Annotated in this window: 7 protein-coding genes; all 7 read left to right on the top strand. The window is 60.3% G+C overall.

The window, feature by feature from the left end; genetic code table 11:
- Positions 1-370: S1 RNA-binding domain-containing protein (locus tag AB5164_RS01475; protein WP_368147743.1), on the top strand; the 370-nt coding region annotated here is incomplete at its 5' end.
- A 650-nt stretch (positions 371-1,020) separates the two neighbouring features.
- Positions 1,021-2,691: a ribonuclease J gene (locus AB5164_RS01470; protein ID WP_368142296.1), complete on the top strand. Its 1,671-nt coding sequence runs from the start codon at positions 1,021-1,023 to the stop codon at positions 2,689-2,691.
- 1 nt (position 2,692) lies between these two features.
- A complete protein-coding gene (locus AB5164_RS01465; protein WP_233503979.1) occupies positions 2,693-5,473 on the top strand; it encodes an FtsK/SpoIIIE family DNA translocase in 2,781 nt (926 codons plus the stop codon).
- Entirely contained in the window at positions 5,473-6,966 is a 1,494-nt protein-coding gene (locus AB5164_RS01460) for a RodZ domain-containing protein (protein ID WP_368142297.1), read from the top strand. Before AB5164_RS01465 ends, AB5164_RS01460 begins: the two co-directional genes overlap by 1 nt.
- 26 nt (positions 6,967-6,992) lie before the next feature.
- Positions 6,993-7,490, top strand: coding sequence for a YajQ family cyclic di-GMP-binding protein (locus AB5164_RS01455; protein WP_006235971.1), 498 nt, complete (start codon positions 6,993-6,995; stop codon positions 7,488-7,490).
- A gap of 26 nt (positions 7,491-7,516) precedes the next feature.
- Positions 7,517-8,866 carry a 30S ribosomal protein S12 methylthiotransferase RimO gene (gene rimO / locus AB5164_RS01450; RefSeq protein ID WP_215694065.1) on the top strand — a complete coding sequence of 450 codons (1,350 nt, stop codon included), beginning with the start codon at positions 7,517-7,519 and terminating at the stop codon, positions 8,864-8,866.
- Positions 8,867-8,965: 99 nt separating this feature from the next.
- Positions 8,966-9,514: a CDP-diacylglycerol--glycerol-3-phosphate 3-phosphatidyltransferase gene (pgsA, locus tag AB5164_RS01445; protein ID WP_006235973.1), complete on the top strand. Its 549-nt coding sequence runs from the start codon at positions 8,966-8,968 to the stop codon at positions 9,512-9,514.
- Positions 9,515-9,516 lie beyond the last annotated feature (2 nt).

The following is a 9,516-nucleotide window of genomic DNA, read 5'->3' as shown; positions in this document are numbered from 1 at the left end:
GGAGTACACCGGTCGTGTGGTTTCCATCCAGCCGTTCGGCGCTTTTGTGAACCTGCTGCCCGGTAAGGACGGCCTGCTGCACATCTCCCGCGTCGCCAAGGGCCGCGTTGAGAAGGTCGAGGACGTCCTCAACGTGGGCGACGAGGTCAAGGTCGTCGTCATCGAGGTCGATGATCGCGGCAAGATCTCGCTCGATCGTCTTGACAAGCCCGAGGCCCCGGCTCGCGCTGAGGGTGCCTCCGAGGGTGACGGCGAGCACTTCCAGCGCCGTGAGCGTCCGCGTCGCGAGCGCTCCGAGCGCAGCGACCGTCCGCGCCGTCCCGGCGACAACGGAGGCCGAAAGCCTCGCCGTCACCACGACGCCGAGTAACAGCCGTACATAAGCAGCTCAACGAGGGCGACTCCTAAGGGGGTCGCCCTTTTGCTATTCCCGGCGGGGTCCGCGGATAAAGTTTCCTGCTCTACAGTCCTGCTCACGACGGAGGCCACATTAAGTGGCCTCCTGTTCGTGCGGAACTCGCGATAAACTTTATCCGCGAACCCCGCCGGGAGTAGCAAAAGGGCTGTTTGGTGCGGGTTTCGATTTTGTCAGACAGTCTATTCAGTTATCTGAATTCAGATCTTTAGATAAACGCATGTGCGGCATTACCCCAGATAAAACCGACCAAAATAAACCTGTCCCTATTTGGCAGGTCTGGGGCCATCGGGGCCGGGGTGGGTTAAGTTTGTCGCGAGTTCCGCACGCAAAGGAAAGCACTTAATGTGCTTTCCGTCTTGCGCAGGACTGTAGAGCAGCAAACTTAACCCGCCCCGGCCCCGATGGCCCCAGACCGGCGGGATAGACGGGTTCAGATGGGGCTTTGATGCATGGGTGGTCTGTTGTTGTGCAAATGGGTATCATACTGTGGTTATTGCATCGACTCTATGATGCATGCTTGTACGTTCCCGGCGGTCGGTTTGCCAGAAGCGCCCCGTCGGTTGTTCCAGACCCGTTTCGAAGAAAGGAAACCACACGAACCTATGGCAGCTAAAAAATCATCTCCTTTGAAGATCATTCCGCTCGGCGGCCTTGACGGCATCGGCAAGAACATGACGGTCTTCGAATGCGGCGACGACATGGTGCTCGTTGACGCTGGCCTTATGTTCCCCGACGATTCCCAGCCCGGTATTGACCTGGTGCTTCCCGACTACACCTATGTTCTGGAGAACGAGGAGAAGCTCCGCGGTATCGTCGTCACCCACGGCCACGAGGACCACACCGGTTCGCTTCCGTACCTGCTGCAGGACCTTAACAATAAGGTGCCCATCTTTTCGAGCAAGCTGACGCTTGGCTTTATCGAGGGCAAGCTTTCTGAGTTCCGCATCCGCGCACCCAAGTTCCGCGAGGTCAAGGGCGGCAGCCATGTCAACCTCGGCGGCATCTCGCTCGACTTCTTCTCGATGACGCACTCCATTCCCGGCGCTCTGGGCGTGTTCATCCGCACCAACCAGGGTACCGTTATGCACACCGGCGACTTTAAGCTCGACCAGACGCCCATCGACGGCGTCACGCCCGACTATGCCGCTATCAGCCGCTTTGCCAAGCAGGGTATCGACCTGCTGCTTTCCGACTCCACCAACGCTACGGTTCCCGGCTTTACCAAGTCCGAGGCCGAGGTTGGTCCCAACCTGCTGCACGCCATCAAGAACGCGCCGGGTCGCGTGTTCGTCGCGTCGTTCTCGAGCCATATCCATCGTTTGCAGCAGATCTGCGATGCCGCCCGCAAGTGCGGCCGTAAGGTCGTTGTGACCGGTCGCTCCATGCTCACTAACACCCGCGTGGCGCGCGAGCTTGGCTACCTCAACATCGACGACGCCGATGTCATCGATGCCTTTGACATTGATAACCTGCCTGACGACAAGATTGTCGTCATGTGCACCGGTTCGCAGGGCGAGCCGCTGTCGGCCCTGTCCCGCATGGCCAATGGCGAGCACAAGACGCTCTCCATCCACGAGGGCGATACCGTTATCCTCTCGGCAACTCCTGTTCCCGGCAATGAGAAAGCCGTCCAGCAGGTCGTCAACAGCCTGGCCAAGCTCGGCTGCGACGTGTGGGATAAGAACCGCGCTCTCGTTCACGTTTCCGGTCACGGTAGCCAGGAGGAGCTCAAGCTCCTGATGGCCATGGCCAAGCCCACGTACTTTATGCCGGTTCACGGTGAAGCCGTGCATCTGCGCGCCCATGCCCAGCTGGCCCGCAAGATGGGTCTCAAGGACGATCATATCTTTATCCTCGACAACGGCGACACGCTCGAGATGCGCGGCGGTATCGTCAAGCGCGGTACGCCCGTCGAGTCCGGCGTCGTTTACGTCGACGGCCTGCGCATCGGCGATACCGACCCCATCGTCTTGCGTGATCGTCAGAAGCTCGCCAACGACGGTATGGTTACCGCTGTTGCCATCGTCTCGCTCAAGCACAAGAAGATCGAGGCCATCGAGTTCTCGGGCCGCGGCGTCTCGTTTGCCATCGACGACCAGTTCTCCGAGGATGCCTCCGCGTCCATTATGAAGACGATCGAGAAGGGCAAGTTCAGCTTTACGAGCAGCGGTTCCGATGCCATTCGCAAGGCCGTGCGCGACTCGCTCTCCAACTTTATTTGGAGCCGTACGCGCAGTCGTCCGATGATCATCCCGGTCGTCATGGAGGTTTAGTTTGGCGCGCGGATCTGCACAAAACGCCAAAGGCAATAAGGCCAACAACCAACCGGCATCTGCTAAGGGTGCCGGTTCCCATCTGCGTGCCAATAAGGGCCACGAGTCCGAGTTCGATGATTTCGAGCCCTTGGTCGAGCCCTCGGCCAACCGCGATATCGCCGGCGTGGTCATTGCTGTTTTGGCGATTGCGTCCTTTATTGCCGTGATTTCGCCGGCGACTGCGCCCGTTACGGCTGCGGTTGCCGGTTTCTACCACTTGGGCTTTGGTCTGGGCGCCTACGTGCTGCCGATCGTCATTTTGCTGTTTGCCGCCACGCTCTTTTTAGGCGAGGACTCGCCGCTCAACGCGCGCTCTGTTGCGGGCGGCGCCGTGGTCTTTATCGCCGTCGTCTCCATTCTTTCGTTGATGGTGCCAGGTACGAGCGACTCGTGCGACCTTATGTTCACGCCGCAAAATCTGTCCGCCTCGGGTGGCTACATCGGTGCGTTTATTGCGAGTGCGCTGCAGAATGCCCTGGGTAAGCCTATCGCGATGGTGGTCCTGTTGGGCCTTGTCGTCGTGGGCCTGGTCATCATCGGCTTTTCGGTGGGCGGCGTTTTGCGCTCTGCTCGCGACCGTGCGGCCGATTTTGCCGAGCGCCGTCGTGCCGATGTTAACGCGAGTCCGTGGGGTGACGATGAGGCCCTGTCGGTGCCCGGCGTTGCCCGTCCTCACCTGAGCATTCTTCGTCAAAAGGGCTCCGATGCTGCCGTGACCACGGTCATGGGCAACGATGTGGACCCGGTTTTGGACGATGACGACGAGGACGAGGATCCGTTTGTCGACGTGTCCGATGCCGTGGAAGCTGAGCGCGCTAAGACGACGCTGTTGCCGCGCCGCCATGCCAAGAAGGGCAAGGCTGCGCCCAAACTCAATACGAGTGAACCCGACCCGTCTTGGTCCGAGAGCGAGATTGAGCTCACCGAGGGCGATGACGAGGACGACGAGGCTCCGATTGAGACCGCAAAGACAACTTTGCTGCCGCGTCGCCATGCAAAGCGCGACCAGGTAACCGGTCAGCTTTCGATGGAAGACGACCCCGATAAGATCGACGAGTCCGAGCCGCCGTTTGCCGTGAATCCTGTCTCGGCAGCACCTCAGATCCCCGATTTCTTGAAGCATCCCAAGGTTGCCGATGCGCCTGCCTTGAGTGCTGTCGAATCGGCTGCGGCTAGCGATGGGGGAGCGGACGGCGGCGCCGCAGATAACGAGGGCGAAGAAGAGGACGGCCTCAAACTTCCGCCACTTGAGATTCTGCATGCCAACCCGCAGTCGGCTTCCTCCGCGTCTTCTGACAAGGAGCTGGAACAGACTGCCGAGTCGCTTCAGTCCACCTTGCTGGAGTTTGGTCGTAGTGCCCGCGTGGTCGGCTGGATCGCCGGCCCCACGGTGACGACCTTTAAGCTGCAACCTGGCGAGGGCGAGCGCGTGAGCAAGATTTCGAGCCTCGAGGACGATATCGCGCTATCGCTTGCTGCCCAGTCGGTGCGTATCTTTGCCCCGATCCCCGGCACCTCGCTTGTGGGTATCGAGATCCCCAATCGCAAGCGCCAGAACGTCAACCTGGGCGACGTGCTTCCCTATGTGAAGGGCGGTCCGCTCGAGCTGGCCATCGGTCGCGATGCCGAGGGTACGCCGGTCGTCGCCGACCTTGCCAAGATGCCCCACCTGCTGATCGCCGGTACCACGGGTTCCGGTAAGTCGGTCATGATCAACTCCATCATCACGACCTTGCTTATGCGCGCCCTTCCCGAGGACGTTCGCCTGATCATGGTCGACCCCAAGCGCGTCGAGCTTGCGGGCTATAACGGTCTGCCGCATCTTTACGTGCCCGTGGTGACCGAGCCCAAGCAGGCCGCGAGCGCTCTGCAATGGGCTGTGTCTGAGATGGAGCGTCGCCTGAAGGTCTTCGAGCGTCTCAACGTTCGCAAGATTTCGACCTACAACGAAAAGCAGGCCGCCGGCGAGTTTGAGCATTACGACAACCCGCCGCAAAAGATGCCCTACCTAGTCATCATCATTGACGAGCTCTCGGACCTGATGATGGTCGCCGGTAAGGATGTCGAGGCGTCGATTGTGCGTATTGCACAGCTGGGCCGTGCCGCCGGTATTCATCTTATCGTGGCTACGCAGCGCCCGAGCTCCAACGTGGTGACGGGCCTCATCAAGGCCAACATCACCAACCGCATCGCCTTTAACGTTGCCACGGGCATCGACTCGCGCGTCATCATCGACCAGATGGGTGCCGAAAAGCTCACTGGTTTAGGCGACATGCTGTTCTCCAAGGTCGACTGGGGCAAGCCTCGCCGTATCCAGGGATGCTTTGTCTCGGATGACGAAATTAACGAGATTGTTGAGTTCGTCAAGTCACAGAGCGAGCCCGACTACCACGAGGAGATCCTGTCTGCCGTGGCGCCCGCTTCCATGTCCATGGCGGGTGGCGGCGGCATTGTCCGTACCGGCGTTGCCGAGCCGCAAGACGATGATCCGCTCATTTGGGAAGCCGCCCATATTGTGGTGGAATCGCAGCTTGGCTCCACATCTGGCCTGCAACGTCGTCTGAAGGTTGGCTATGCGCGTGCCGGGCGTATTATGGATATGCTGGAAGAAAAGGGTGTCGTCGGCCCGCCCGACGGTTCCAAGCCGCGCGAGGTCCTGTTGGACGAGGAGGGGCTTGCCGCGCTGGAGTCTGTCGACGCCGAGATGGCACGTGAAGATCGTGAGTTTGGAGGATTCTGATGGCTGCACGCTTTGGTGACATGCTGCTTGAGCAGCGTCGCCGAATGGGCCTTTCCATTCAGCAAGTCGCCAACACCATCAAAATCAGGCCGCAGATCATCGAGTTTTTCGAGACCGGTAACTTTGCTTCGATGCCGCCGCGCGGCTATGCGCAGGGCATGATTTCGAGCTATGCTCGCTTTTTGGGCCTCAATCCGCGCGATGTCGTCAATGCCTACTTTGACGACCTGATGGCATACGAACGCGAGACGTCGCAGCAGGGCGGTCGTTTTCAGGACGCCGCCGGCTACGTCAATTCGCGTTCCTCGGTCGAAAACGGGCGCTTCCTGATGGTTCAGGGCGGTCGTTCGACCCGCTATGGACAGCGTCCTCAGCAGGCCGGTTATATTACCGAGACGGGTTCGGGCGAGGAGATTCGCTCACAGCGTGACCGGTTCCGCAGTACGCCGATGCCCGAGGACCGTGCACTTCCCGCTGCCCGAGGCGTGGCGCGTGACCCTCGTGCCGGCTACGGCGACGGCGGCTATTCCGATCGCGGTTACCGTGGTGCCTCTACGGGACGCTCTCGCGGTGGCTATGCGGATGCCGATACCACGCAGGTGACGCCGCGTCTTCGCTCTCAATCACAGCCGTATGGCCAGCGCTCTTCGGCTCCGCGTTCGGGCCAGCGTGGCTATCAAGGCCGCGGTGAACTTGCGCCCCGCTCGGGTCAGCGCAGCCTTCAGGGCCAGGGTGGCTATCGCGGCCGTTCCGATAGCAATCGTGGTCGTATGCCTCAGGGAGGCGGCCGCAGCAGTTCCAGTCGTGGACGCGGCGGATCACGTACTCCTCAAAACACCGGGCTCGATCCGCGTATCGTCTACACCGGCATCGGCGCCGTTGCGCTGCTGTTGATTGTGCTCATCGTGGTTCTTCTGCGCGGCTGCGCATCTTCGGCGCCCGAGACTACGCCCGAGACGCCCACTGCTACCAAGACGACGACCAAGAAGTCTTCTAGGAAGACCGAAACGGTCGACGAGGACGAAGACACCGATGAGGCGACGGATGAGTCGACTGACTCGGACGCTACCAAGACGACGGCCAAGAAGGAAGAGAACGAGGCCACGAAGGTCAAAGTCTCCGTTGCCAAGGGAAAGACCGCGTGGATTGAGGTCAAGGTCGACGGCAAGTCGGTCTATGGCGCCCAAGCGACTGGCCCCTTTGAGCAGGAGTACACGCCCGAGTCCTCGATCGAGATCACCACGTCCAAGCCTTCCGATGTCACCGTTACCAAGAACGGCGAAAAGGTCCGCTACGACACCAAGACCTCGGGCGTGGCGCGCGTGACGATCACCGTTCCCAAGAAGGAGACGTCTGATTCCGAGAATGGTGAAAGTTCTGATGGTACCGACACCACCGATGGTACCGATGCCCAGTCCACGGATGGCGCCGATACCTCAACTGACGGTCAGACGCCCACCGATTCTACCGACTATTCGTACGATAGCTACTAAGCCACTCGTACGCGAAAGGAAACATCATGGCTAAAGATTCCAGCTTCGACGTCGTGTCCGAGGTCAACATGCAAGAGGTCGACAACGCCTTCCAGCAGACCACGCGCGAGATTTCTCAGCGCTATGACCTTAAGGATTCCGGCGCCACGATCGAGCTTTCGAAGGGCGACAAGCTCTTTACGATCAACGCCCCGGCCGACTTTGTCTCCAAGCAGATTGTCGACGTGCTGAGCTCCAAGCTCATCAAGCGCGGCATCGACCTCAAGGCCGTGTCCTGGGATGCTCCGCAGGCGGCATCGGGCGGCACCGTGCGCGTGCTCGGCCATATCGTCGAGGGTATCGACCAGGCGACCGCCAAGAAGATCAACAAGGACATCAAGGACCAAAAGCTCAAGGTCAAGGTGACCATCGAGGCCGACAAGCTGCGTGTTTCCTCTGCTTCGAAGGACGCGTTGCAGACCGTGATCCAGTTTCTGCGCGACCAGGACTACGGCCAGCCGCTGCAGTTCACCAACTACCGCTAATATCATTCGAAAGGACGTTCTCCAACATGGATACACCGTTGGGCTCCGTGCTCTACATCACCCTCGGGTGCGCTAAGAACGAGGTTGACACCGACCGCATGCGTTCTCTTTTGACCGCTGCAGGCTACGAGGAAGCATTCGACCCGCAGGATGCCGATATCGCCATCGTCAATACATGCTCGTTCCTTGCCTCCGCAACGTCCGAGAGCATCGAGACCACGCTCGAGCTCGCCAACGAGGTTCAGGACGGCGTTCGTTCTTGCCCCATCGTCATGTGCGGCTGTGTGCCGTCGCGCTATGGCGACGACCTGCCTGACGAGCTGCCCGAGGTCGCTGCCTTTGTGAAGGCCGACGAGGAGGACGGCATCGTGGCGGTCATCGATGGCGTACTGGGTGTCGAGCGTGAGATCGCAGCCTATATTCCGCAGGTCAAGCGCACTGTCGAGGGCGCTGTCGCCTACGTCAAGATCTCCGATGGCTGCAATCGTTTTTGCAGCTTCTGCATGATCCCCTACATTCGCGGTCGCTATCATTCGCGCAATGCTGAGAGCATTATCTCCGAGGTGCGCGACCTGGTTGCCGGCGGTGTGCGCGAGATCGTGCTGATCGGCCAGGACACGGGTATTTGGGGCACCGACTTTGCCGACGAGGACGTCGCCGAGGGCTCGCCGCGCAATCTGGCACAGCTGCTGCGTGCCGTCGCTGAGGCCGTGCGCCCGCACAACGTCTGGGTCCGCGTGCTCTACCTGCAGCCCGAGGGCATGACTGACGAACTCATCGAGACGATACGCGATACGCCCGAGGTGCTGCCCTATATCGATATCCCCGTGCAGCACTGCGACGCGCGCATCCTCAAGGCCATGCGTCGCTCCGGTTCGCGCCAGGAGCTCGAGGACCTGTTCCGCGACCTTCGCGAGCGCATCCCCGGTATCGTGATTCGCTCCACGGCCATGGTCGGCTTCCCGACCGAGACCGACGACGAGTTTCGTGATCTTATCGACTTTATGGACACCGTCGGCTTTGACTACACGAGCGTCTTTGCTTACTCGCAGGAGGAGGGCAGCCTGGCCGCTAAGATGGAGGGTCAGGTCGACGAAGAGGTCAAGCTCGAGCGCGCCCAGGAGGCCATGGACCTGGCCGAGTCGCTCGGTTTTGCCGCCACCGCCGCACATGTGGGCGAGCGCGCCCAGGTGATCGTCGACGGTATCGAAGAAACCGAGGACGGCGCCGAGCTGATCGGCCATGCCTGGTTCCAGGCGCCCGATTCCGATGGCGCGGTGCACTTGGATGCCAGCGAGGCATCTGTGGGCGATATTCTGACTGTCGAGTTTACCGATAGCTTCTGCTATGAGCTTATCGGCCATGTTGTGGAGTAGGAGAGCATCGTGGCAAACGAGAGCAATAAGGAACTGACGAGTGTTTGGACGCCCGCCAACATCGTGACGTGCGTTCGCATCGTTTTTATCCCGGTGTTCATGATCGTGTCGGCGCTTTCTCACACGAGTGTTGCCGGTACGGATTGGAGCACCTTCGACGGCCCGCTCGCCGCCGCTGCCTTCATTCTGTATGTGATCCTGTCGTGCACCGATAAGGTCGACGGTTATCTGGCGCGTTCGCGCAACGAGATCACCGACTTCGGTAAATTCTTGGACCCCATCGCCGATAAGCTGCTCGTGTTTTCGGCCCTGCTGCTGTTCTTGGATTTTGGCGCGGTGACCGTGTGGTCCGTGTTCATTATCCTGTTCCGTGAGCTTCTGGTGAGCGCCCTTCGCATGGTCGCGAGTGCGGCCGGTGTGGTCGTTGCGGCCGATAAGCTCGGCAAGTACAAGACGGCGACCACGATGGTCTCCATCTGCGGTTACCTGTGCGTTTTTGCTATGGCCGGCTTGCACCTTGGCCCGGTGGCGCTGACGCTCGGCATCTACTCGGTGTCGCGCTTCCTGTATGCCGTTGCCGTTGTCTTGACCGTTATCTCGGGCGCCCAGTACTTCTGGAACTGCCGCAAGATCGTCTTTTCGGTCTAGGT

The sequence above is a fragment of the Collinsella aerofaciens genome (assembly GCF_040915425.1).
GTDB lineage: Bacteria > Actinomycetota > Coriobacteriia > Coriobacteriales > Coriobacteriaceae > Collinsella > Collinsella aerofaciens_BW.
The sequence above is the reverse complement of the archived record's forward strand: the minus strand, read 5'-3'. Positions and strand labels throughout refer to the sequence as shown.

Bases quoted from the DNA above. Each gene is read 5' to 3' on its own strand.
- AB5164_RS01470 (WP_368142296.1), top strand. From the start codon at position 1,021: ATGGCAGCTAAAAAATCATCTCCTTTGAAGATCATTCCGCTCGGCGGC.
- AB5164_RS01455 (WP_006235971.1), top strand. From the start codon at position 6,993: ATGGCTAAAGATTCCAGCTTCGACGTCGTGTCCGAGGTCAACATGCAA.
- AB5164_RS01460 (WP_368142297.1), top strand. From the start codon at position 5,473: ATGGCTGCACGCTTTGGTGACATGCTGCTTGAGCAGCGTCGCCGAATG.
- pgsA (WP_006235973.1), top strand. From the start codon at position 8,966: ATGATCGTGTCGGCGCTTTCTCACACGAGTGTTGCCGGTACGGATTGG.
- rimO (WP_215694065.1), top strand. From the start codon at position 7,517: ATGGATACACCGTTGGGCTCCGTGCTCTACATCACCCTCGGGTGCGCT.